We start from the raw sequence: 23,226 nt of genomic DNA, 5'->3' as shown, positions 1-23,226 counted from the left end.
GGCGGCCGTGACGCCCGGGCGCGTGCTGCGCACCACCGGACTCAAGCCCGACCTCGCCGCGACGCTGGCGCAGCGCTACGCCGCCCCCGAGCTCCCCGCGGGCCGCGCGGCGCTCGGCAGCGACACGGTGGCCGCGTTCGGCGCGGACGCCGAGATCGTGGTGACGTCCAACCGGGCCGGGTTCGAGACCGACCTGCTCGACTCGCTCCCGCGGCTGCGGGCGGTGCTGAGCTTCGGGGTCGGCTACGACACGATCGACGCCGCGGCGCTCGCCGAGGCGGGGGTCGTCGTCTCGAACACCCCGGACGTGCTCACCGACTGCGTGGCCGACGCCGCGGTCGCGCTGGCGCTCGACGCCATGCGCGGCTTCAGCGCGGCCGACCGCTGGGTGCGCGCCGGCGGCTGGGACCCCGGGGGCGTCGAGTTCCCGCTCACCCGGCGGCTGTCGCGCTCGCGCGTCGGGATCCTCGGGCTCGGTCGGATCGGCCGCGCCATCGCGCACCGGCTCGAGGCCTTCGGCTGCTCCGTGAGCTACCACAACCGCCGCGAGCTGATGGACGTCTCGTACCCGTACGCGGCCTCCCCGCTCGACCTCGCCCGCGGCGTCGACCTGCTCGTCGTCGCGGCGGCCGGCGGCACCGCCGCCTCGCCGCTGGTCGGTCGCGAGGAGCTGGAGGCCCTCGGGCCCGGCGGGTTCCTCGTCAACGTCGGCCGCGGGTCGGTCGTCGACGAGGAGGCGCTCGTCGATCTGCTGGTGGACGGCGGCCTGGGCGGCGCCGGCCTCGACGTGTTCGCCTCCGAGCCCCACGTGCCCACGGCCCTGCGCACCCTCGACAACGTCGTGCTGCTGCCGCACATGGCCTCCGGCACGGTCGAGACCCGCGCCGACATGGCGCGGCTCGTGCTGGAGAATCTCGACACGTGGCTGGGCGAGGGACGACTGGTGACCCCGGTGCCGGAGTCCGACGCGGTCGTCCGGTCCTGAGCGACCGCACCCGGCCGGCGGTCGGGTCGTGACCGAGGCGCTCCTGCTGGTGCTCGCCGGGGTCGGCGCGGGCCTGTGCGGCTCGATCGCGGGCCTCGCCTCGCTGGCCTCGTACCCCGCCCTGCTCGCCGTCGGTCTGCCGCCCCTGGCCGCCAACGTCACCAACTCGGTGGCGCTGCTGGCCAACGGGGTCGGCACCGCGGTGGGCTCGCGGCGCGAGCTCGTGGGCCAGGGCCGGCGCGTCGCCGTGCTCTGCGCCTGGTCGGCCCTCGGCGGCACCGTCGGAGCCGGCCTGCTGCTGCTCGGCGGCGAGGAGACCTTCGAGGTCGTGGTGCCGGGGCTCGTCGCCCTCGGGGCGGTGCTGCTGCTCGCGCGCGACCGGATCCGGGCGTACGTCGCGCGCCGCGGTCGCGGTGGCCTCGACGCCGGCACGATGCCCGGCACGCAGGTGGCTGCGGTGGGCGTCTACGGCGGCTACTTCGGCGCCGCCTCCGGGATCATCATGCTGGCGGTGCTCTCGGTGCGCACGAGCGAGCCGTTCCCCGTCACCAACGCGGTGAAGAACCTCGCGACCTCGGCGGCCAACGCGGTGGCGGCCGTCGTGTACGCCCTGCTGGCGCCGGTCGACTGGTCCGCCGCCGGCTGCGTCGCCCTCGGGGCCCTCGTCGGCGGGTGGACCGGCCCGCAGCTGGTGCGCGTGCTGCCCGAGACGGCCCTGCGCTGGGGCATCGGCATCGCCGGCCTGGCGCTCGCCGCGCACCTCGCGCTGGGCTGACCGCGCGGGCGGCGCTCAGCCGTCCGGGTCCAGCTCCTCGAGCGCGGCCAAGGCGTGGGGGAGAGCGGGGTTGGTGGAGTCGCGCGGCCACAGCAGGTGCAGCTCGACCGGCTTGGCCTCCCGCGTGCGCAGCGGCAGGTGCACGACGCCGTCGATGCCGAGGCGCGCGGCCGAGCGCGGCACGAAGGCGACCCCGCGGCCCGCGGCGACCAGCCAGATCATCGTGGCGACCTGGCTGACCGTGTGCGCCACGTTGTGGTGCTCGACCGGCAGCAGGCCGACGACGAGGTCGTAGAAGTAGCGGGCCTTCGTCGGCGAGTGCATGACGAGCGGTACGCCCGCCAGGTCGCCCACCTCGACGGGCCGGTCCAGCGCGGCCAGCGGGTGACCGGCGGGCACCGCCACCACCAGCTCCTCGCGGCGGATCAGCCGGGAGCCGAAGAGGTCCGGGTCGAACGGCGGGCGGGCCAGGGCGAGGTCGATCTCGTGGGCCAGCAGGGCCTCGACCTGCTCGCGGGTGACCATCTCGTAGAGGTCGAGCTCGATCTGCGGCAGCGCCACCGAGATCCGGTCGAGCACGTCGGTGAGCACGCCGAACGTCGAGGCGGCGGTGAACCCGACCCGCACGATGCCGGTGGTGCCCTCGGCGATCCGCCGCGCCAGGTCCGGCGCCGCGTCGGCCAGGGCCAGGAGCCGCGTGGCCTCCACGAGGAAGGCCCGCCCCGCGGCGGTCAGCTCGACGCGGCGGTTGTCGCGGTCCAGCAGCGTGACGCCGATCGAGCGCTCCAGCTTCTGGATCTGGCGGCTGAGGGGTGGTTGGGTCATGTTCAGCCGCTCGGCGGCGCGGCCGAAGTGCAGCTCCTCCGCGACGGTCACGAAGCCACGGAGCTGCTCGAACGAGAACATGATGCGCGGACGGTATCATGCAATGCCTCATCGGGTTTGGACATGCATGACGCGCGGCTCCTAGTGTCCTCGCGTGACGGCGATCACAGGGCCGTCTGACCGACCGAAATCCCAGGAGCTCCCATGCAGAAGCACCGTCTCGTCCGCGGCGTCGCGGCCCTCTCGACCGCCGCCCTCGGGCTCTCCCTGACCGCCTGCGGCGGAAACCTCGGCGGTTCCTCGGCGGAGGACTTCCCGAACGGCGCGATCAACCTGACCGTCGGCCAGGACGCCGGCGGGTCCACCGACCTCATCGCCCGCGCGCTCGCCGAGCCGGTCTCCTCCGACCTCGGCGTCCCCGTCCCCGTGATGAACCGCCCCGGGGCGAACGGTGCGCTCGCGGCCCAGACGCTGTCCGGCGAGAACGCCGACGGCCAGGAGCTGATGGTCATCAACGCCTCGCTCATCGCGATCACCTCCCTGGTGGTCGGCGAGGACGAGGTCGTCTCCCTCGACGACTACGAGGTCGTCACCGGCATCTCCCAGGACGACTACGTGCTCGTCGCCAACGTCGACTCCGGCTGGGAGTCGTTCGAGGACGTCGAGGCCGCCGGCCAGACGATCGACTACGCGACCACGGGCGTCGGCACCGGCAGCCAGCTCTCGCAGGAGCTGCTGTTCAACCAGACCGACGTGCAGGGCAACGACGTCCCGTTCGACGGCGGGTCGCCCGCGCTGACCGCGCTGCTCGGCAACCAGGTCGACGTGACCAGCATCCAGCTGGGCGAGGCGTACCCGCAGATCGAGGCCGGCGAGATCGTCCCGCTGATGGTCTTCTCCGAGGAGCGCAACCAGTACTTCGAGGACGTCCCGACCGCCACCGAGCTGGGCTACGACGTCCCGGTCGCGCAGTACCGCGCGATCGTCGCGCCGAAGGACACCCCGCAGGAGACGATCGACACCCTCAAGGACGCCTTCGACGAGGCCTTCGCCACCGAGGCGTACCAGTCCTTCAACGAGAACGCCCTGCTGACGCCCTACGAGCTCGACGGCGCGGAGGTCGCGGAGGAGTGGAACGCGCAGAAGGAGACCTACGCCGCGCTGATCGAGGAGTACGGCATCGACATGGGCGGCGAGTCGTGACCTCGTCCGCCCCCGGGGCCGCCGAGCCGGCGGCCCCGACCGGGCCGGACGGCGCCCCCGAGGCGGCCACGCCCGAGGAGCTGGCCGCGCAGTGGGACGCCGAGAAGCCCGAGCCCGCGGGCGTGGTGACCAACGCCGTCATCGCCCTGCTGGTGATCGGCTTCGGCCTCGCCGGCGTGCTGGGCTCCTGGGCGCTCGGCGCCGGGTCGCTCGGCTCGCCCGGCCCCGGCACCTGGCCGCTGGTCATCTCCAGCGCCATCACCCTGCTCGGCCTGGTCCTCCTGCTGCAGGCCCGCGCCACCGACGACACCGAGCGGTTCACCTCCGAGAGCTGGGTGATCGTGCCGGCCGTCCTGAGCCTCGTGCCGTTCGCCTACCTGATCGAGGTCATCGGCTTCGAGATCCCGTCGGCCGCGCTCGCCTTCGTCTGGCTGAAGTTCCTCGGCCGCGAGGCCTGGCGCACCTCCGTCGTCGGCGCGCTGCTCATGGTCGCCGCCTTCTACGGCATCTTCGTCGTGGCCCTCCGGGTCTCGATCCCGCACCTGTTCTGAGAGGAGCCGCACCGTGGACATCGCCCCGGTCATCGACGGCTTCGGCGTGGTCCTCCAGCCGGAGAACCTGCTCTACTGCCTCATCGGCGTCGTCGTCGGCATGCTCGTCGGCGTCCTGCCCGGCCTCGGCCCGGCCGCCACCATCGCGATCCTGCTGCCGCTGACGTTCAACGTCGAGCCGGTCACCGCGATCATCATGCTCGCCGGCATCTTCTACGGCGCCCAGTACGGCGGCACGATCACCTCGGTGCTCCTGCGCCTGCCCGGCGAGGCGTCGTCGGTGGTCACCGTCTTCGACGGGTACGCCTTGGCGCGCCAGGGCAAGGCCGGCACCGCGCTCGGCATCGCCGCCGTCGGATCGTTCGTCGGCGGCACCGTCTCGATCGTCGCGCTGACCCTGGTCGCGCCGCTCGTCGCCACCTTCGCGCTCGACTTCGGCCCGCCGGAGTACACCCTGCTCGCGATGCTCGGCATCCTGCTCGTCGCCGCCGTCGGCAACGGCGGGCGCACGAAGGCGTTCGTCGCCGCCGGCATCGGCCTGCTGCTCGCGACCGTGGGTCGCGACGGCTTCACCGGCGCGGAGCGCTTCACCTTCGACTCGCTGTCGATGGCCGACGGCCTCGACTTCGTGCCGATCGCGATGGGCATCTTCGGTCTCGCCGAGATTCTGCACAGCCTGGAGAATCGCGAGAAGCTCGCGAAGCCGATGTCGAAGGTCAAGAACCCGTGGCCCTCGCGCAAGGAGCTGCGTCAGTCCTCCGGCGCGATCGGCCGCGGCTCGGTGATCGGCTTCGTGCTGGGCATCCTGCCCGGTGGCGGTGCGACGCTGTCGTCGCTGGCGGCCTACGGCCTGGAGAAGAAGCGCGCCAAGAACCCCGAGCGGTTCGGCCGCGGCGCCGTCGAGGGCGTCGCCGCCCCGGAGACCGCGAACAACGCGGCCGCCACGTCGTCCTTCATCCCGCTGCTGACGCTCGGCATCCCGGCCAACGCCACGATCGCCGTCATCTTCGGAGCCCTGCTGATCCAGGGCATCACCCCCGGCCCCGGCCTCGTCGAGGACCACCCGGACCTGTTCTGGGGCGTCGTGAACTCGATGTACATCGGCAACATCCTGCTGCTGATGATGAGCATCCCGCTGGTCGGCCTGTTCGTGAAGATCCTGACGGTGCGGTCCACGATCATGGCGCCGATCACCGTGCTGATCACGATGATCGGCGTCTACACGGTCAACAACAACACCTTCGACATCCTGCTCGTGGTCGTCTTCGGCGTCCTCGGCTACCTGATGAAGAAGGCGGGCTTCGAGCCCGGCCCGCTGGTGCTCGCGTTCGTGCTCGGCTCGCTGCTCGAGTCCAACGCCCGCCGCTCGCTGATCCTGTTCGACGGTGACGTCAGCGGCTTCGCCACCCGGCCGATCTCCGGCACGCTCCTCGCGGTCCTCGTGATCGTCCTGGTCCTGCCGCTGCTGGGGCTCGTCTACCGCCGCACCCGGTCCGGCGGCGCCAACGCCGCCGGCCCGAGCGGCCCGAGCGGCCCGACCGGCCCGACCGGTCACGCCGGCCCGACCGCGGGCGGTCCGGACACCGACGGCACCACGGGCGCGGGCGACGTCCCGCGCGACAACTCCAAGGAAGAGGCCACGTCATGACCGTCCTCGTCGGCTACGTCGACACCGCCCCCGGCAACGCGGCCTTCGAGGCCGCGCTGGCCGAGGCCGTCCGCCGCGGCGAGCCGCTGCTGGTGCTGAACTCGCCGCAGGGCGGCGCCCTGGTCGACAAGGCGCTCGTGGGCGACGATCGCCGGGCCCAGCTGGAGCAGGCGGCCGCCGCGGCGGGCGTACCGCTCGAGCTGCGCCAGCCCACCCACCACGACGACCTGCCGGGGGCGATCGCCGCCCTGGCCGACGAGGTCGACGCCTCCGTCGTGGTGATCGGGATCCGGCGCCGCTCGCCGGTCGGCAAGCTGTTCCTCGGCAGCGACGCCCAGCGGGTGCTGCTCGAGCTCGACCGCCCGATCCTCGCGGTCAAGCCGCGTGGCTGATCCCGACCTCCTCCGCACCGCGCTCGTCGACGTCGTCGGCGAGCGCGGTGTGCTCGTCCCGGGGGTGCACGACGACCGCCTGGCGACGTACGCGGCGGACTGGCGCGGCGCGTACGCCGGACGGCCCGCCCTCGTCGTCCTCCCGTCCACCACCGACGAGGTCGCGGCGGTGCTGCGCGCCTGCGCCGCCCACGGCGCGGCCGTCGTGCCGCAGGGCGGCAACACGGGCCTGTGCGGCGGAGCCGTGCCCGACGCGAGCGGAACGCAGGTGGTGGTCTCCACCGACCGGCTGCGCGCGGTGCGCGACCTGGACGTCGCCAACCGCACGCTGACCGTCGAGGCCGGCGTCGTGCTCGCCGACGCGCAGGCGGCCGCCGGGGCCGCGGGCCTGCTGCTGCCGCTGACCATGGGCTCGCAGGGCCGCTGCACCGTCGGCGGGGTCGTCGCGACGAACGCCGGCGGCACCGGCGTGCTGCGCTACGGCAGCACCCGGGCGCTGGTGCTCGGCCTCGAGGTGGTGCTGCCCGACGGCCGCGTGTGGGACGGGCTGCGAGGCCTGCGCAAGGACAACACCGGCTACGACCTCAAGCAGCTCTTCGTCGGCGCCGAGGGCACCCTCGGTGTCGTCACCGCCGTCGTGCTGGCCCTGCAGCCGGCCGTGCGCCGCCGCGTCGGGCTGTGGGTCGGACTCGACTCGCTCGCCGCCGCCGTCGGCCTGCTCGGCACGGCCCGGGAGGTGGCCGGCGAGCGCGTCACCGCGTTTGAGGTGATGTCGGCGCCGAGCCGCGCCATGGTGCTCGACCACGTGCCCGGCACCCGCGACCCCCTCGGTCCCGAGCACCCCTGGTGCGGGCTGGTCGAGCTCGGCGACACCGCCCCGGACGCCGACGTCGAGGCCCTCGCCGAGCGGCTGCTGACCGCCGCGGCCGAGCGCGACCAGCTCGTCGACGCCGTCGTGGCCACCGGGCCGCAGCTCGACGCCCTGTGGGCGTTGCGCGAGGGGATCTCGGAGGCCCAGAACCACGAGGGCCCCAGCCTCAAGCACGACGTGTCGGTGGCGCTCGGCTCGATGGCGGACTACGTCGCCGCGTGCGACGCGGGGCTGGCGCGCGAGCTGCCGGGCGTACGCGTCGTCGCCTACGGCCACGTCGGCGACGGCAACCTGCACCACAACCTGTCGAAGCCGCCCGGCACCGACGACGCGGACTTCCTGGCGCTGGCGCCGCGCCTGACCGAGGTGCTGTACGCCCAGGTGGCCGCCCACGGCGGGTCGATCAGCGCGGAGCACGGGCTCGGCACGGCGAAGCGGGACGCGGCCGCGGCGTACAAGTCCGACGTCGAGCTCGACCTGATGCGCGCCGTGAAGCGGGCGATCGACCCCGACGGCCGGATGAACCCGGGCAAGGTGCTCGCCGCGTCCTGAGGCGACGCCTCGACGTTCAGCCGCCGAGCAGGACCTCGGCGACGAAGTCGGCGGCCGGGTCCTCGAACTCGCGGTGCTGGCGCAGCATCGCGTGCTTGCCGCCCTCGACCTCGACGAAGCGGACGTCGGTCGTGCGCGCGACCCGGTCGGCGAGGGCGCGGGCGCGGGCGGGGGAGGCGATCCGGTCGGCGGTGCCGTGCACGACCAGCACCCGGCGTCCGCGCAGGTCCGTCGCGTCGCTCGGCAGCACCCAGGGGTTGAGCGCGACCACGGCGCGCACCGGCGCGGCGCCGCCCGCGAGCAGCGCCGCGCGCCCGCCCAGGGAGTGCCCGACGAGCGCGGTCGGCAGGTCGCCGTAGCGTTCGGCGAGGCGACCCAGCGCCCACCGGACGTCGTCGACCGGGGTGGTCGTCGGGTCCCAGCCGCGGTGCGAGTTGAGCAGCCGGTGCACGGCGAGGTCGCGGGACCTTCGGGCGACGCGGCGGGCGAGGGGCTTCATCCGCAGCACAGAGAGCTGGGCCGGGCTCACCATCGGGCTGCCGGGGCGCGAGCCCCCGCCGTGCATGACGAGCACCGCGCCTCGTGGCCGGTCGGGCTCCTGGACGGCGATCAGCCGCGGCTCCATGCACTACCTCCGTCGGGTCGGCTGCTGCTCGGGTCGGGCGCCCGGTACCCCGCCGGTGACGGTACGCGCGGGGTTTGGCCACCGCGGCGAGCACCGCCTACGTTCCGACGGTGAACGACCCCCGTGCCAGTGTCGGTGCCAGCCCGAGCGCCAGTGCCCCGACCGTGCGTCGGGCCCGTGCCGGCGTCTCGCTGATGTTCTTCACCAACGGTGTGCTGTTCGCGGCGCTGCTGCCGCGCTACCCCGAGATCAAGGCGGCCCTGGGCCTGTCGAACGCGGGCTTCGGGCTCGCGGTGGTGGCCTTCGCCCTGGGATCGATCACGGCAGCGGCCGTGGGCGCACCGATCGTGCGGCGCTACGGCGCCCGCGCGGTCACCGCGGTCGGGTCGGCCGCCCTCGCCGCGGTGATGACGCTGGCGGGCGGCGCGCCGTCGCTGGCGGTCTTCGTCCTCGCCCTGTTCGTGGGTGGCGCGGTCGACGCGGTCGTCGACACCGCCCAGAACGTGCACGGCGTCGCCGTCGAGCGGTGGAAGGGCTCCTCGATCATCAACTCGCTGCACGCCACGTGGAGCCTGGGTGCCGCCACCGGCGGCGTGATCGGTGCGGTCGGCGCCAACCTGGGGATCCCGCTCGGCTGGCAGATGGGAGTCAACGGCGCCGTGTGGACCCTCGCGGCGATCGGCGCCTCCGTCCTGGCCCGTGTGCCCGCCCGCGTCGAGGAGGCCGCCGAGACCGCGGGGGAGGCGGCGGCCGGCGCCGCCCTCGAGGCCCCCGCGACGGCACCCCGGCGCCCGTTCGTCCTCCTGCTCCCGCTCGTCGCCCTCGCGATCTGCGGCACCGTCGTCGAGGACGTGGCCAGCAACTGGGTGGTGCTGTTCCTCCACACGGAGACGGCGGCGCCCGCGCAGGTCGCGACGCTCGGTGTCGCCACGGTCGTGGCCAGCCAGTTCGTCGGCCGCGTCCTCGGCGACCCGATGACCGACCGGTGGGGCCGCGAGCGGGTGGCGGTCAGCGGCGGCCTGCTCATCGCCCTGGGGGCCGCGCTGGTGGTCGCGCCGACGGCGTACCCCGTCGCCATGCTCGGCTTCGGCCTCGCCGGCTTCGGCAGCGCCACGCTCGTGCCCGCCGCGTTCGCCGCCGCCGACCGCGTGCCCGGCCTGCCGGAGGGCACGGGCATCGCGCTCGTCGGCTGGCTGATGCGCCTGGGCTTCCTGCTCACCTCCCCGCTGATCGGGGTGGTCTCGCAGGCCAGCAGCCTGCGCGTCGCGCTCGTCCTGCCGCTGGTCGGCGGCCTCGTCGCGGCGGGCATCTCGCTGCGCGCCCGGCGCGCTCAGTCCAGCGGCCGCAGCTCGTCGGCGTAGGACAGCGAGACCCGGCGCAGCGTCCCCGCGTCGTCGACGGAGTACTGCCCCATCCGCCACAGCGGCGGGCTGTACGCGTGGATGCTCACCGACCCCGCGCGGGCCCCGTTGAGGCGGTGGATGTGGTCGGGGCCGAAGGAGAACACCCGGCCCGCGCCGACGCTGGTCTCGCGGGCGCCGGACAGCAGGGTCAGGTTGTTCTCCACGAGCTCGCCGTCGACGACCGCGACGGCGCCGGAGGACACGTCGTGGTCGTGCCAGCCGGTGTCGTTCTCCGGGGTCCAGCACAGCAGCCAGATGTCGACGTGCGCGTCGCGGTGCAGCGAGGCGTACACGCGCTCCTCGGAGTCGAAGCCGACGAGGTGGCGCCAGGTCTCCGGCTGCTGGGCGACCGCGGCGGCGACGGCCTCGAGCTCGGCGGGGTCGAGGTCGCGCCGCGGCAGGTCGGCGACCGTGAGGTCGGCGGGGTAGGAGGCCAGGTCGGCCGCGGCGTCCGCGGCGACGGGGAGGCGGCACGCCGTTCCGCTCTCGGAGTGGCCGGGCTGGCGGGTGTCGTCGGCGACGAGGGTCATGGTCGTGCTCCTTCCAGGTGGCGGCCTGCTCCGTCGAGCAGGCGGTGGGGGTTGGTGACCCGCACGGCGTGGGTCGCCGCGGGGTCGAGCAGGTGGTCCAGGGGCGCGGCGTACGGCCGGTCGCTGCCGAGCGCGAGGGCGTCGATGCCGACGACGCGCACGAGCGACTCCAGGGCGCGCGGTCCGTGCCCGGAGGTGTCGAGGTAGACGTGCGGGTCGACCACGCCGCGCGCGAGCAGGCCCTCGGGGTCGCGCAGCGCCTGGCGCTCGCGGAGCAGGGGAGCCAGGCCGGCGCCGGCGGCGAAGAGCACGCGCAGGCGCGGGTGGTCCCCGCGTACGCCCGCGGCGTGCCAGGCCCACCACGCGGCCTGCAGCTGCGCGGTGTAGCCGACCGTCGGCGCCCACCACGCCGGCAGGTCGCGCGCGCCCGGGCGGGCGGGCTCGGGGCCGGGATGCACGAACAGCACGGAGCCCTGGGCGGCGACCACGTCGAGGAGCGCCCCAGCGCGCTCCCAGGCGGCGGGGGTCGTCAGGTGGGTCGCGGGCACCTGGAGGCCGACGTAGCGCGAGGTGCCGAGCCGGTGGCGCAGCTGGTCGAGGTCGGGGTCGGCCGCCACGCTCGCCCAGGCGCGGAAGTGGCCCGGCAGGGCCTCGACGTCGGCGTGGTACGCGGCCAGCAGCGGCCCTGCGGACGTGCTGCGCAGGTCCTCGACGCCCAGCGGGGAGGAGATCCCCACGACGGCCGAGCCCACCCCGTCCGCCTCGTCGGCGGCGACCCGGGCGGCGACGTCGTGCGCCGTCGGGTCGACCTCGAACGGGCGCTCGCCGTCGAGGTGCAGCGTCCAGCCGCGCAGGTACGGCGGCTGGGAGCGGGCCCGGAGACGGTCCACGAGCGTGTCCGACCACAGGTGCTGGTGCACGTCGACCGCGTCGCCCACGGGTTGCCTCCCTCTGCCGCTCCGCGCCGAAGCGCACTAACTGAACTGGTTCGATCGACTTTAGGTGCCGATCGTGGTCGTGCCCGGGCCGTCTCACGCTGTGGCACCGTGGACGCATGGCACTCATCGGCGTGACGGGAGCGACGGGCGCGGTCGGGGGACTCATCGCGCGGGACCTGGCGGAGCGCGGGGTCGCCCAGCGACTGCTGGTGCGCGACCCGGGACGCGCACCGGACCTGCCCGGCGCCGAGCCTCGGACCTGCGACTACGCCACCCCCGACGCCGCCGCGCTGCAGGGCGTGAGCACCCTGCTGATGGTCTCCGCGGGCGAGAGCGCCGACCGGGTGGCGGCGCACCGGGCGCTCGTCGGGGCCGCCGCGGAGGCGGGCGTGCGGCACGTCGTCTACACCTCGTTCGTCGGCGCCTCGCCGACCTCGACCTTCACCCTCGCGCGCGACCACCACGCGACCGAGCGGGCGATCGACGAGGCCGGGCTGGCGCGCACCTTCCTGCGCGACAACTTCTACCTCGACCTCCTGCCGCACTTCGTCGGCGACGACGACGTCCTGCGCGGTCCGGCCGGCGACGGGCGGGTGGCGGCCGTCGCGCGCGCCGACGTCGCCCGCGCGGCCGTCGTGGCACTGCTCGACCCGGCCGCGCACGCGGGCGCGATCTACGACCTCACGGGTCCCGAGGCGCTCACCCTCGACGAGGTCGCCGCCCGGGTGGCGTCCGCCACCGGCCGGCCGGTGCGCTTCCACGACGAGACCGACGAGGAGGCGTACGCCTCGCGCCGGCGCTGGGAGGCCCCGCAGTGGCAGTACGACGCGTGGGTCAGCACCTACACCGCCATCCGCGCGGGCGAGCTCGCCGCCGTCAGCGACGACGTGCGACGCGTGACCGGCCGCGAGCCGCTCTCGCTAGCCGACGTGCTGGCGGGGTGACGGGGACGACGCCGTCGACGAGGCGGGACCGGGGCGCTCCGCGTGCCAGTCTGGAGCGGTGCGTGAGACCGAGCCGAGCGACCTGACCGAGCCGACCCGGCTGCCCGACCTGCCCGACCTGCCCGACCTGCCCGACGGGCTCGGGCTGGTCGTCGCCGACATGGACGGCACGCTGCTCGACGGCGACGGCCGGGTGCCTGACGCGCTGTGGCCGCTGCTGGAGCGCCTCGACGCCGTCGGGGCGGCGTTCGCGCCGGCCAGCGGGCGGCAGTACGCCACCCTCCACCGCCTCTTCGAGCGGGCTGCCGACGGCATGGTCTTCATCGCGGAGAACGGCACGTACGTCGTGCGTGACGGCGTCGAGGTCAGCTCCACCACCCTGGACCCCGCGGTCGTCGCGGACCTGGTGCGCCGCGGCCGCGAGATCGCCGCGGAGCGCGACCTGGGCACGGTCGTGTGCGGCAAGCGGTCGGCGTACGTCGAGCGCACCGACGCCGCGTTCCTCGCCCAGGTGGACACCTACTACGCCGCGCGCACCGTCGTCGACGACCTCACGGCGGTCGACGACGAGGTGGTAAAGGTGGCGCTCCACGACGCCGCGGATTCCGAGCCCGTCGCCGACCTCGTCCGTCCGGCCGCCGGCGGGCAGCAGGTCGTCGTCTCGGGCGCGCACTGGGTCGACGTGATGCCGCGCGGCGTCACCAAGGGCGACGCGGTGCGGCGCCTGCAGGCCGAGCTGGGGGTCGGCGCGCACCAGACCGTCGCGTTCGGCGACTACCTCAACGACCTCGAGATGCTCGATGCCGCCGACGGCTCCTTCGCCATGGCCGGCGCGCACCCCGACGTGCTCGCCCGCGCCCGGCACACGGCGCCGCCGCACACCGAGGCCGGCGTGGTGCAGGTCCTCGACGCCCTGCTGCGTCGCCTGGGCGCCTGAGCGCCTGAGCGCCGGGCGTCGTCGCTCAGCTCGCGGAGGCCCACAGCGTGTAGGAGACGGTCGATCCCTGGTACGCCGGGTCGCTCGGCACGAAGGTGACGCTGATGCGGTGGTTCCCGCGCTGCGTGAACGCGTGGGTCCACACGTGGCGGCCGCGCCCGTCGTACCAGTAGGACGCCGTCGTGGTGCGCCCCGTCGCGACCTCGCGCGCGGTCACCTGGACCCGGCCGGTGATGCGGCGGCCGTCGCGACCGCCGTACCAGACCGAGAGCCGCTTCGGCTTGCCCACGCCGCCGTAGCGGTAGGGGCTCGCGGCCGTGACGTTGGTGTAGATGCCGGTGCGGGGGAGCGCCTCGAGGACGGCGGGGCCGACGTCGAGCGGGCCTCGGGTCGGGGTGGTCAGCGACGTGCGGTCGTCGGGCCGCGCCGGCAGCGCCGTGCCGCCGCCGTACCAGGCGGTCCGGTAGCCCGATGCCTCCCACGACACGGTGAGCCGCTGACCGGGCGGGACCGGGATCCAGTAGCCGCCGTCGACCTCGCGCGAGGCGTACCGCTCCCAGTGGCTGTAGGAGCCCGCGTCGACCCAGCGCCACACCACGACGCGGGCGGCGACCGGGACGCCGCGCGCGTCCACGGGGGCCGGACCCTGCAGGGCGACCGACGCGGGCGGCACCCGGCGGATGGTCGGCACGACGAGGTCGCCGGAGGCGGGCACGACGACGTGGGGGACCTGCGCGGGCGGACCGGTCGGGCGGACGGTGCCGCCGCCGAGGTAGGCGAACTCGATGCCGAACTTCGTGGCCACGAACGTGACCGCCGCGCCCGCCGGCAGGGCGCCCCGGCGCATCCGGAAGGTGCCGTCCGGGTTGGTCGTGTCGGCCAGCGTGTAGTCCGCGACCCAGGTGGCGCCGTCCCAGACCAGCGGCACGACGTCGACGGCCTCGGTGAGGACACCGTTCTCGTCCGTGACCTGGCCCTGGACGAGGTCGGCGTACAGCAGCTCGAGGTCGTGCTCGACCGGCGGGGAAGCCGCCGTCACTGCGAACGAGCCGGGATCGGTCGGCAGGCGCGGTCCCGTCGAGGTCCCGTCGGACCACACGGGCGTGTACGGATGGGTTCTCATGAACGAGGAGACGGGGAAGGCGACCACGGCGTAGGTGCCGGGGCCGACCTCGAACCGGTAGGAACCGCCGACCGGCACGGTCTGCTGCTCGGTGAGGACGAGGCCGAAGCCCCCTCCGTTGGACTGCGCCAGCACCACCGTGACGGTCTCGATGTCGCTGCGCCCGTCCGGCAGCGTGACCGTGCCGGAGATCGTCGTCGTGCCGCTCGCCGCCGGCTCCGCGGCGGCCGCCGTCGACGGCAGGACGAGCCCGGCGATCAGCAGCGCGAGCAGCGCCAGCGTGGCGGTGGCCGCGCCGAGCGCGCGACGCAGGTGTCGGTCCATGGTGGTCCCCCCGGTCCCAGACCGCGTCGCGGTCGCTGTGTCGCATCCTCGAGCCACGGACCCCCTCAGGTCCTCGGATCGGCCGATCCGGTCCGGCCGTCCGTCATGCTGGGCCCATGAGCGAGGTACGCGAGGTGGACCTGGTCGTCGTCGGCACCGGACCCGGGGGCGAGACGCTCGCCGGGGAGGCGGCCCGGGCGGGGCTGGAGGTGGTCGCCGTCGAGAAGCACCTGGTGGGCGGCGAGTGCCCCTACTACGGCTGCATCCCGTCGAAGATGATGGTGCGCGCGGCCGACAGCCTGGCCGAGGCGCGGCGCGCCGACCGGTTGGCCGGTGACGTGGTCGTCACCCCGTCGTGGGCCCCGGTCGCCGCCCGGGTGCGCGACGAGGCCACCGCCGACTGGGACGACACGGCGGCCGTGGAGCGCCTCGAGTCCGCCGGCGCCACGCTGGTGCGCGGCGTCGGACGCCTCGACGGCGAGCGACGGGTCGTGGTCACCGGCGCCGACGGCACGACGACCACGTACGCCGCCCGCCGCGGCGTCGTGCTGAACCCCGGGACGCGCCCGGCCGCGCCGGACGTTCCGGGGCTCGCGGACGTGGCGTACTGGACCAACCGCGACGCCCTGCGCGCCACCGAGCTGCCGGCGTCCCTCGTCGTGCTGGGCGGTGGGCCGATCGGGTGCGAGCTGGCCCAGGTGCTCGCCCGCTTCGGCACCGACGTGACGATCGTGCAGCACGGCGACCGCCTGCTGCCCCGCGACGAGCCCGAGGCGGCCGCGATCGTCGCCGACGCCCTGGCCGACGACGGCGTGCGGGTGCTGACCGGCACGTCGCTGGCCCGCGTCGAGGCCGGCCCGGACGGTCAGGTCGTGGCGCACCTGGAGGGCGGCGCCGACGGTGGCGCCACCGTTCAGGCCGAGCGCCTGCTGGTGGCTGCCGGGCGTACCCCCAACCTCGACGACCTCGGCCTGGCCTCCGTCGGGCTCGACCCGGCGGCCCGGGGCCTCGAGGTCGACGCTCGGCTGCGGGTGCAGCGACCCGACGGTCCCGTGCCCGGCCTCTGGGCGATCGGCGACGTGGTGGGGCACGGGGCGTTCACCCACGTGTCGATGTACCAGTCGCGGATCGCGCTGGCCGACGTGCTCGCCGGCGACGGCGACGGCGCCGAGGAGGCCTCCTACGACGCCCTGCCGCACGTCACCTTCACCGACCCCGAGGTGGCCGGCGTGGGGATGACGGAGGCGGACGCCCGCGAGGCGGGCCTGCGGGTACGCACCGGGTCCACCGCGCTGGAGAGCTCGTCGCGGGGCTTCACGCACGGGCCCGGCGCCCGCGGCCTCGTCAAGGTCGTCGAGGACGCGGACGCCGGGGTGCTCGTCGGGGCGACGGTGGTCGGCCCGGGCGGTGGCGAGATCGTCGGCCTGCTCGCGCTGGCCGTGCACGCACGCGTGCCGGTCACCACGCTGCGCCAGATGATCTACGCCTACCCGACCTTCCACCGGGCGATCGAGACCGCGCTGGGCGACCTCGACGCCTGAGGGATCCTCAGATCCGGCGGAAGAGTGCGGCGAGGGCCTGGCCGCCGCCGATGCACATGGTGACGATGCCGAGCTCCTTGTCCTTGCGGTGCAGCTCCTTGGCCACGCGCAGCGACAGGATCGCGCCGGTGGCGCCGACGGGGTGTCCGAGGGCGATGGCGCCGCCGTAGGGGTTGACCTTCTCGGGGTCGAGCTTGGCGTCGCGGATGACGGCGACGGCCTGGGCGGCGAAGGCCTCGTTGCACTCGACGACGTCGATGTCGTCGGGGCTGGTGCCGGTCTTCTCGAAGAGGGCCTGGAGGGCGAGGACGGGGGCGTAGCCCATGATCTCGGGCTCGAGCGCCCCGGTGGCGACGGCTTCGAGGGTGACCAGGCCGGTCAGGCCGCGTTCGGCGGCGGCGCGCCCGGAGGCCAGGACCACGGCGGCGGCGCCGTCGTTGATGCCGGAGGCGTTGCCGGCGGTGACGGTGCCGTCCTTGTCGAACGCGGGGCGCAGCCCGGCGAGGGTCTCGAGGGTGGTGTCGGGCTTGGGGTGCTGGTCGACCTCGACGGTGAACGGCTTCCTGCCACCGACCTCGACCGAGGTGATCTCCTCGGCGAACGCGGCCCGGGCCTCCTCGGTGGCGGCGCGGCGCTGGGACTCCAGGGCGAACTCGTCCTGCTCGGCGCGTGAGACGCCGTACTTCTTGGCGACGTTCTCGGCCGTGACGCCCATGTGGATGGAGTGGAACGGGTCGGTCAGCATCATCACGGTGCCGTCGACCAGCTCGCGGTTGCCGAGCTTGTAGCCGTTGCGGGCACCGAAGTCGTAGAACGGCATCCGGGTCATCGACTCGTCACCGCCGGCCACGGCCAGGTCGAGACCGTTCCAGCGCATCTCCATCGCCGCCGACCAGATCGCCTGCAGCCCCGAGCCGCACAACCGGTTGACGGTGTAGGCGGGCACGTTCTTCGGCAGGCCCGCGGTGACCGCGACCCGCCGCGCGTTGTAGGCGTCCGGGCCGACCTGGCCGATGCAGCCCATCACGACCTCCTGCACGTCGGCGCCCTCGACACCGGCCCGCTCCAACGCGGCACGGGTCGCGCTCGCACCGAGCTCGTGCGCGGGGACGTCCTTGAAGACGCCACCGAAGCTGCCGACGGGGGTCCGGGCACCGTCGACGAGGACGATCTGCTCGTCAGGATTCGTGGTCATGGATCCATCGTAGGCCGCAGTCCCGGAGAAAGGGAACGGAGTTCCGCCCCTGTTCTCGGGACCGCGGGTCGCTCAGTTGGGAGCGTCGGCGACCTGGATGTCGAATGACACGTCGTTGCCGTCGACCTCGGTCACCTCGACGTCGACGTCGATGGTCGAGCCGTCCTCGGCCGTGAGCACGCAGGTCATCGTGGCGCCCTCCTCCGCGTCGAGGTCCTCGGGGCAGTCGACCTCGTCCGGCTCCGTGCCGGTCTGCTGGGTCAGCTCCGACGAGATCTTGTCCTCCACGTCGTCGGACTCGACGCTGCCGGCGGAGCAGGCGGTGAGGGCGAGGGCCGCGCCGGCGGCCGTGAGAGCGAGGGCGAGGCGATTCATGGTGGCTCCGATCAGCGAAAGCGGATGATGGCCATGACGCTACTGGCGGGGACCTACTGGCCGTTCTCGCTGGCGGCCCGGTCGTCGGCCTCGACGTCGAGCGCGATGGGCTCGGTGGCGTCGCTCGCCGCGGTGACCGCGAGGTCCACGGTCGTCTCGCCCTCGACCTGGGCGCAGTAGACCCGCGCCCCGTCCTCGAGGTCGAGGGCGTCGAGGCAGACCACCTCCCCGGTGCTGCCGGCCTCGCTCAGCTGCTGGCCGACGGCGGCGGTCAGCTGGTCGGCGGTGAGGTAGGTGCGCGTCACGTCGATGCTGAACTCGACCTGCTCGTCGGCGACGTCGGTCACGAGCACCTCGGCGTCCTGGCTGCGGTCGCCGAGGACGTAGGTGCACGACGTCCCGGCGTCGGCCTCGGCCTCGAGGCCGCCACACTCGATCGGCTGCGGGGCCGTCTGGTTGGACTGCGCGAGCTTCTCGGCGACGGCGTCGGCGACCTCGGCGGCGGTGAAGTCGGGCAGCTCCTGGCTGCAGCCGGCGAGCAGCGCGCCGGCGGGGACCACGAGGGCGGCGAGGGCGGCGAGGGCCGCGAGAGTCCCTCGGTGTCGACGCATCTGCTCCCTCTCGGGTCGTCCCGGGTCGGCCCCTCCTGGCCGCCCGGGACGACCCTCTCACGCGCGGGCGTGCTCGTTGACGAGAACGCCCGAGGTGTGCGCGGTGGTGCGCGCCAGCCGCAGGTGCCGCGGTGCGTACGTGGTGACGACGCGTACGCCCTGTTCACCCGCCTGCCACCGCGCCGACGCGTGGGTGACGGCGTACGGCGCGGGACCCGGCCTAGCGTCCGCGCATGCTGACGCGGGGAGTGGTGGGATCGCTGATGGTCCTGCTCGGGGGCTTCGTGGTCTCGACGCTGCCGCACTCCGCGCCCGCCCTGCAGCTCGACCTGCTGGTCGACCTGCGCGCCACGATGACCGGCCGGATGATCGGGCTGAGCGTCGTGATGGCCGGGCTCGGCCTGCTCGGCGCCGCCTGGCTGTCGCTGTGCCGCGCGGTCGCCCACCCCGTCGAGACCGGGCAGGACCCGGTCGACCTCGTGCGCTGGGCGACGTTCCTGTGGTGCGCGCCGCTGCTGCTGGCGCCGCCGCTGTTCAGCCGCGACGGCTGGTCCTACGCCGCGCAGGGGATGCTCACGCACGTCGACGCCTCGCCCTACGCGTACGGCCCCGACGTCCTGTCCGGCCCGGTGACCGAGGCCGTGGACCCGCGCTGGATGGAGACCGTGACGCCGTACGGCCCGCTGCCGCTGGCGATCGGGGACCTCGCCGCCGGGGTCACCGGCAACCCCTGGATGCTCGTCGTGGTGCACCGGCTGGCCGCCCTCGTGGGCCTGGCGCTTCTCGCGTGGGCCGTCCCGCGGATGGCGCGCTGGACCGGGGTCAACCCCGGCCTGGCCACCGCCCTCGTGGTGGCCTCCCCGCTGATGATGGCCAACGGCGTCGGTGGGCTGCACAACGACCTGACGATGGTGGGCCTGATGGCCGCCGGCCTGGTCGTGGCGGTCGAGAGGCACTGGGCGCTCGGCGCGCTCCTCGGCGGTCTGGCCGCCGCGGTGAAGGCGCCCGGCGGGCTGGTCTGCATCGCGATCGCCCTCGCGACGCTGCCTCCCGCGGTCGGGATGCTCGTGCGGCTGCGCCGCTTCGTCGGGGTCGCGGTCGTCTCGCTCGGCGCCCTCGTGCTGCTCGGTCTCGGCTGGGGCGTCGGCCTCGGCTGGGTCGAGGCGCTGACCGTGCCGGGCACCGTGAACACCCCGCTGTCCATGCCCACCGTCGTCGGCGGCTGGCTGGACGCCCTGGCCGCGCTGGTCGGCCTGGGCACCGATCCCGCCACCTTCCTCGACCTGACCCGGCTGGCCGGCAACGTCGCCGCGCTCGGCTTCGCCGTCTGGGTCGCGCTGCGCTGGGAGACCGGGTCGCGCGAGCGCGCGGTCGCGGCCGCCGCGGCCGTCACAGGCGTGATGATCCTGCTCAGCCCGGTCGTGCACCTGTGGTACTTCCTGTGGGTCGTGCCGTTCCTCGCCCCGCTGCGGCTGCCCCGGATGGGCTCGGTCGGGCTCGTCTTCGTCTCGGTGGTGGCCGGGATCGTCGCGCCGCTGGACTCCTCGCTGCACGGCGCGTACATCGCCATCGTGCTCGGCTCGCTGTTCGCGACCGCAACGGTCGCGGTCCTGCTGCTGACCCGACCGTCGCGCGCCCGCGTCGAGCGGATCGCGGCCGCGCCGCCGTGGCTGGTGCCCGCCGCGCGCAGCACGCCACGCACCGACGCGACGCCGGGCTGACCGCCGGGCTGACGCCGGGCTGGCTCCCGCCGGCGCGCGCCGGGAGGTTTGCCGACCGCGCCCGGGCGGGCAGCACAGGTCGCAGTTCTCGGCGATCAGGAGTCAGCGATGACCATCCACCTCGAGCCCGACGCGGTGCGCGCCGCCTGGGCGCACGGCACCTCCGCGCAGGAGGAGATCGACGCGGCGCGGGGGTTCACCGACGCCGCGTCCGGAGCGTCCACGGGACCCCTCGGGCCGGCCCTGGCCCACGCGGCGGGCCGGGCCGACGGCGCCCTGGCCACCGCGTCGGCCGTCCTGGGCGAGTTCGCCACCAACGTGGAGGGCTGCATCGCGGAGTTCCAGGCCACCGACGGCGGCTCCGCCGGCGCCTTCAACGAGCTGGGAGCGGGCCAGTGACCACCCTCGACCGGCTGGAGCAGGTCGGCGAGGCCACCGTGGTCGGGCTGCGCGCCCTGCTCGCCGAGCTGCAGGACATCGACTTCATGCCCCCGTGGGAGGTGCCCGGCAAGATCGTCGGCATCGTCAGCGAGGTGCTGTCGCTGGTCGCGAACCCGCCCGAGCCGTCGCCCGAGACGATCGAGGACGCCCGGGCCGCCTGGCGCCAGGTCGACCAGCGGGTCGACGCGGCGGTCACCGACCTCGGCGCCGTCCGCACCGACACCACGCCCGCCGTCTGGGCGGGGGAGGCGGGCACGGCGTTCCGCTCGTCGGTCACCCAGGCCACGACCCGCATCGAGACGATCGCGACGGCCGCCACGGCCGTGGACACCGCGCTGGTCGCGCTCGTGACCCCCATGACCGAGGCCCGCCGGCGCCACGGCGACGGACAGGCGCTCGTCGCCGAGCACCTCGAGATCTCCTGGTCGGACCTGACCCCCTGGGGGCTTGCCGACTACCTGCGCGGTGTCGCCGGCGCCGTCATCGGCGGCGTGCAGGAGCTGATCGGGGCGTACGAGGACGCCGACGCCGCCGTCGAGACCGCCGAGACGGAGATCCGGGCCGCGGTGGACTGCATCGACCTGCCCTCCCACCTGCCCGGCGGGCACAGCGCGGTCGACGTGGTCAACGGCTGGGACGACGACCGCGGCCCGCTCTCGGGCACCGCCCTGGACCGGTACGACGCGGCGTACGCGGCGCTCACCCCCGAGCAGCGCGCCGCGGTCGACGCGGCGCTGGCGGCGGCCGGCTCGGACCTGGAGCGGGCGTACATCCTGCAGGCCGTGGCCTCCGGCATGAGCGGCGAAACGCTCGACAACTACGTCGCCCACCTGGCCACGATGGACCGCGACGAGATAGAGGACCTCGACCCGCTGACCCAGCAGGGCTCCGCGCTCGTGCAGCCCGACCAGACGACCTGCGGGTCCTCGAGCCTGGTGATGGCCAAGATGCTGAACGACCCGGCGTACGCCCTGTGGATGCAGACCGGCTACGACCCGGCGACCGGCGAGACCGACGACCGCAGCTTCGCCGAGCGGTTCGGCGACGAGTCGCTGGCGATGCACGACCGCACGAACGCCGCGACCGACCGGGACGGCGACCGGCAGCAGGAGTGGCCCGACTTCCTCGGCACGGCGCCGTGGGGCGTCTCGAACGAGATGAGCGCGGACGGCGGCTCGGGTGTGCCGGGCACGGAGTACGGCAGCGACGTCGTCAACCCGCTCTCGCCCGGCGACAGCTACGACGCGATCCAGGCGGCCAACGAGTCCGGGCACGCGGTGCCGCTCTACGTCGGCGACCAGTGGTCCCCGCGCCACGTCGTCCTCGTGACGGGCACCGACGGCGACGACCTCACGATCTTCGACCCGGCCGACGGTCGCACGACGACCGTCTCGCGCGCCGACTTCGAGGCCGGCACCCTCGGCGTCTCCGGCTGGGACCAGCCGTGGGTCGGCGTGGTGCCGCAGGGATGACCCGACCCGCCCGGCCCGCCCGGCCCGCCCGGACGACGGTGCTGGCGCTGGCCGCCGCGACCTTCGCCGCCCACCTCAGCGCCTGCACGGTCGACGGTTGGGGGACCCCGGCCGCCTACCCGGACGCGACCGACCTGCGCCGGGCCGCGGCGGCCTGGACCGACCCCTGGCTCGCGCCGACCGAGGCGACGACCGCCGGTCCGACCTCGGGGCCCGACGGGTTGGTGCGGACGGTCGCGTCTCGCACGACCGGCCACGGGCCCGGCGCGGAGGCCCTCGTCGTCGAGGTCCGCGAGGCCGTCACGGCGGGCTGGACCCTGCACGCGGTCGACTGCGCCGCGGGCACGGCGTACCTGGTGCACGGGGACCCCGAGGACCTCGACGACCTGCGGGTGGCGACGGTCGAGGTCACGGGTGGCGGCGCGCTGGTGACCGGCTCCGTGCCGCACCACCGCGACGGGTCCTGGCCCGACCCCGGCCCGCCGCTCGACCCCGCGGACACCTGTCGGGGCGGGGGAGCCGGCGACGGTCCCCCGGACCTCGGCGGGGCGGCCTTCGACGGCGACGTGGCCCGCGGGTCGGCGGACCCCGAGCAGCCGCGCTGGGACGACGACGTCGCCGACGCGACCCGCGAGCGCGTCGCGGCCGTGGCCGCCGACCCCTGGGTCGCGACGCTGCCCGAGCTCGCGGTCCCCGACGCGGGCGACGACGACTGGCGCCGCGACGCCCCGGCCACCGGCGGTCGGCTGGACGCAGCCGGACCGGACGGCGCCGCCCGGCTCGCGAAGGCCGTCGACGACGCCCTGGCCACCGGCGACGGCTGGGAGGTCACCTACGCGCGCTGCGTGCCCGGCGACCCCGGCGCCCCGGCGGCCGCGACCCTGCGACGTGCCGAGCCGCTGGCCGTCGCGACCCTGTCCGCGGCCGGCGGCGACGGCGAGGCCGTCGGCGGTGTCGACGTGGCGCTGCGGCTGCTGCCGCAGGGCTGGGAGGCCGGGGAGGGGTACGCGGACGACGTCGCCGCCCTGCCCGCCCTCGCCGCCGCGGACGTCGCGGCCTGCGCCGGCGGGTCCTCGCCGGTCGTGGCGGGCACGCCCGCCGTGCTGCCGGTGCAGGTGTGGCCGAGCCTCGGGTGAGGACGGGGCGGGGCCGACTAGACCGGTCGGCCCGGACATCCCCGATCGTGCCCGATCGCGTTGCTCGGTCGCGTCCCGTCGGCCACGATGACGACGGTCCCGGACGGC

23 protein-coding genes are annotated in these 23,226 nt (G+C 74.9%); 15 read left to right on the top strand and 8 right to left on the bottom strand.

The window, feature by feature from the left end; translation table 11 throughout:
• Positions 1-7 precede the first annotated feature (7 nt).
• Positions 8-985 (top strand): NAD(P)-dependent oxidoreductase, encoded by a 978-nt coding sequence (locus RDV89_RS03380; RefSeq protein WP_315731303.1) that lies wholly within the window; start codon positions 8-10, stop codon positions 983-985.
• A 28-nt stretch (positions 986-1,013) separates the two neighbouring features.
• Complete coding sequence (locus RDV89_RS03375; RefSeq protein WP_315731301.1) at positions 1,014-1,760, top strand: sulfite exporter TauE/SafE family protein; 747 nt, start codon at positions 1,014-1,016, stop codon at positions 1,758-1,760.
• 15 nt (positions 1,761-1,775) lie between these two features.
• On the opposite strand, the gene RDV89_RS03370 is transcribed toward RDV89_RS03375, so the two are convergent.
• Positions 1,776-2,666 (bottom strand): LysR family transcriptional regulator, encoded by an 891-nt coding sequence (locus RDV89_RS03370; protein ID WP_315731299.1) that lies wholly within the window; start codon positions 2,664-2,666, stop codon positions 1,776-1,778.
• A gap of 123 nt (positions 2,667-2,789) precedes the next feature.
• On the opposite strand from RDV89_RS03370, the gene RDV89_RS03365 reads away from it, so the two are divergent.
• Genes RDV89_RS03365 through RDV89_RS03345 form a run of 5 tightly spaced genes read left to right on the top strand, consistent with a single transcriptional unit; the run spans position 2,790 to position 7,802 of the window.
• Positions 2,790-3,788, top strand: coding sequence for a Bug family tripartite tricarboxylate transporter substrate binding protein (locus RDV89_RS03365; RefSeq protein WP_315731297.1), 999 nt, complete (start codon positions 2,790-2,792; stop codon positions 3,786-3,788).
• Positions 3,785-4,339: a tripartite tricarboxylate transporter TctB family protein gene (locus RDV89_RS03360; protein WP_315731295.1), complete on the top strand. Its 555-nt coding sequence runs from the start codon at positions 3,785-3,787 to the stop codon at positions 4,337-4,339. Before RDV89_RS03365 ends, RDV89_RS03360 begins: the two co-directional genes overlap by 4 nt.
• A gap of 13 nt (positions 4,340-4,352) precedes the next feature.
• Positions 4,353-5,987, top strand: coding sequence for a tripartite tricarboxylate transporter permease (locus RDV89_RS03355; protein ID WP_315731293.1), 1,635 nt, complete (start codon positions 4,353-4,355; stop codon positions 5,985-5,987).
• Positions 5,984-6,379: a universal stress protein gene (locus tag RDV89_RS03350; RefSeq protein ID WP_315731292.1), complete on the top strand. Its 396-nt coding sequence runs from the start codon at positions 5,984-5,986 to the stop codon at positions 6,377-6,379. Before RDV89_RS03355 ends, RDV89_RS03350 begins: the two co-directional genes overlap by 4 nt.
• Positions 6,372-7,802 carry an FAD-binding oxidoreductase gene (locus RDV89_RS03345; RefSeq protein ID WP_315731290.1) on the top strand — a complete coding sequence of 477 codons (1,431 nt, stop codon included), beginning with the start codon at positions 6,372-6,374 and terminating at the stop codon, positions 7,800-7,802. The genes RDV89_RS03350 and RDV89_RS03345 overlap by 8 nt, the downstream gene beginning before the upstream one ends.
• A 16-nt stretch (positions 7,803-7,818) precedes the next feature.
• Here RDV89_RS03345 and RDV89_RS03340 read toward each other — a convergent pair whose 3' ends face one another.
• Positions 7,819-8,427 carry an alpha/beta hydrolase gene (locus tag RDV89_RS03340; protein WP_315731288.1) on the bottom strand — a complete coding sequence of 203 codons (609 nt, stop codon included), beginning with the start codon at positions 8,425-8,427 and terminating at the stop codon, positions 7,819-7,821.
• A gap of 110 nt (positions 8,428-8,537) precedes the next feature.
• Between RDV89_RS03340 and RDV89_RS03335 the strand changes: the two genes are divergently transcribed.
• Positions 8,538-9,788 (top strand): MFS transporter, encoded by a 1,251-nt coding sequence (locus RDV89_RS03335; RefSeq protein ID WP_315731286.1) that lies wholly within the window; start codon positions 8,538-8,540, stop codon positions 9,786-9,788.
• On the opposite strand, the gene RDV89_RS03330 is transcribed toward RDV89_RS03335, so the two are convergent.
• A complete protein-coding gene (locus tag RDV89_RS03330; RefSeq protein ID WP_315731284.1) occupies positions 9,758-10,360 on the bottom strand; it encodes a cysteine dioxygenase in 603 nt (200 codons plus the stop codon). The genes RDV89_RS03335 and RDV89_RS03330 overlap by 31 nt on opposite strands.
• Complete coding sequence (locus RDV89_RS03325) at positions 10,357-11,298, bottom strand: amidohydrolase family protein (protein WP_315731282.1); 942 nt, start codon at positions 11,296-11,298, stop codon at positions 10,357-10,359. Before RDV89_RS03325 ends, RDV89_RS03330 begins: the two co-directional genes overlap by 4 nt.
• A 116-nt stretch (positions 11,299-11,414) precedes the next feature.
• On the opposite strand from RDV89_RS03325, the gene RDV89_RS03320 reads away from it, so the two are divergent.
• A complete protein-coding gene (locus tag RDV89_RS03320; RefSeq protein ID WP_315731280.1) occupies positions 11,415-12,242 on the top strand; it encodes an SDR family oxidoreductase in 828 nt (275 codons plus the stop codon).
• Between the two features lie 58 nt (positions 12,243-12,300).
• Complete coding sequence (locus RDV89_RS03315) at positions 12,301-13,179, top strand: Cof-type HAD-IIB family hydrolase (RefSeq protein WP_315731278.1); 879 nt, start codon at positions 12,301-12,303, stop codon at positions 13,177-13,179.
• A 25-nt stretch (positions 13,180-13,204) separates the two neighbouring features.
• Here RDV89_RS03315 and RDV89_RS03310 read toward each other — a convergent pair whose 3' ends face one another.
• On the bottom strand, positions 13,205-14,626 hold the full coding sequence (locus RDV89_RS03310; RefSeq protein ID WP_315731276.1) for a hypothetical protein: 1,422 nt from the start codon (positions 14,624-14,626) through the stop codon (positions 13,205-13,207).
• A gap of 116 nt (positions 14,627-14,742) precedes the next feature.
• Between RDV89_RS03310 and RDV89_RS03305 the strand changes: the two genes are divergently transcribed.
• Positions 14,743-16,167 carry a dihydrolipoyl dehydrogenase family protein gene (locus RDV89_RS03305; protein WP_315731274.1) on the top strand — a complete coding sequence of 475 codons (1,425 nt, stop codon included), beginning with the start codon at positions 14,743-14,745 and terminating at the stop codon, positions 16,165-16,167.
• A gap of 7 nt (positions 16,168-16,174) precedes the next feature.
• Here RDV89_RS03305 and RDV89_RS03300 read toward each other — a convergent pair whose 3' ends face one another.
• The 3 genes from RDV89_RS03300 to RDV89_RS03290 all read right to left on the bottom strand — a co-directional run bounded on the left by RDV89_RS03300 (position 16,175) and on the right by RDV89_RS03290 (position 18,348).
• Complete coding sequence (locus tag RDV89_RS03300) at positions 16,175-17,362, bottom strand: thiolase family protein (protein WP_315731272.1); 1,188 nt, start codon at positions 17,360-17,362, stop codon at positions 16,175-16,177.
• Between the two features lie 72 nt (positions 17,363-17,434).
• Positions 17,435-17,737 carry a DUF4333 domain-containing protein gene (locus RDV89_RS03295; protein ID WP_315731270.1) on the bottom strand — a complete coding sequence of 101 codons (303 nt, stop codon included), beginning with the start codon at positions 17,735-17,737 and terminating at the stop codon, positions 17,435-17,437.
• Positions 17,738-17,790: 53 nt separating this feature from the next.
• Entirely contained in the window at positions 17,791-18,348 is a 558-nt protein-coding gene (locus tag RDV89_RS03290) for a DUF4333 domain-containing protein (protein WP_315731268.1), read from the bottom strand.
• A 233-nt stretch (positions 18,349-18,581) separates the two neighbouring features.
• Here RDV89_RS03290 and mptB point away from each other — a divergent pair, with 233 nt between their 5' ends.
• From mptB to RDV89_RS03270, 4 genes are all read left to right on the top strand, one after another.
• On the top strand, positions 18,582-20,069 hold the full coding sequence (mptB, locus tag RDV89_RS03285) for a polyprenol phosphomannose-dependent alpha 1,6 mannosyltransferase MptB (RefSeq protein WP_315731266.1): 1,488 nt from the start codon (positions 18,582-18,584) through the stop codon (positions 20,067-20,069).
• Positions 20,070-20,177: 108 nt separating this feature from the next.
• A complete protein-coding gene (locus RDV89_RS03280; protein WP_315731264.1) occupies positions 20,178-20,468 on the top strand; it encodes a hypothetical protein in 291 nt (96 codons plus the stop codon).
• Positions 20,465-21,982 carry a WXG100-like domain-containing protein gene (locus RDV89_RS03275; RefSeq protein WP_315731261.1) on the top strand — a complete coding sequence of 506 codons (1,518 nt, stop codon included), beginning with the start codon at positions 20,465-20,467 and terminating at the stop codon, positions 21,980-21,982. Before RDV89_RS03280 ends, RDV89_RS03275 begins: the two co-directional genes overlap by 4 nt.
• Positions 21,979-23,118, top strand: a complete 1,140-nt coding sequence (locus RDV89_RS03270) for a hypothetical protein (protein WP_315731259.1) — start codon at positions 21,979-21,981, stop codon at positions 23,116-23,118. Before RDV89_RS03275 ends, RDV89_RS03270 begins: the two co-directional genes overlap by 4 nt.
• The last annotated feature ends 108 nt before the right edge of the window (positions 23,119-23,226 follow it).

The organism is Nocardioides imazamoxiresistens, from assembly GCF_032378595.1.
Lineage (GTDB): Bacteria > Actinomycetota > Actinomycetes > Propionibacteriales > Nocardioidaceae > Nocardioides > Nocardioides imazamoxiresistens.
This window is presented reverse-complemented; position numbering and strand designations above follow the sequence as displayed.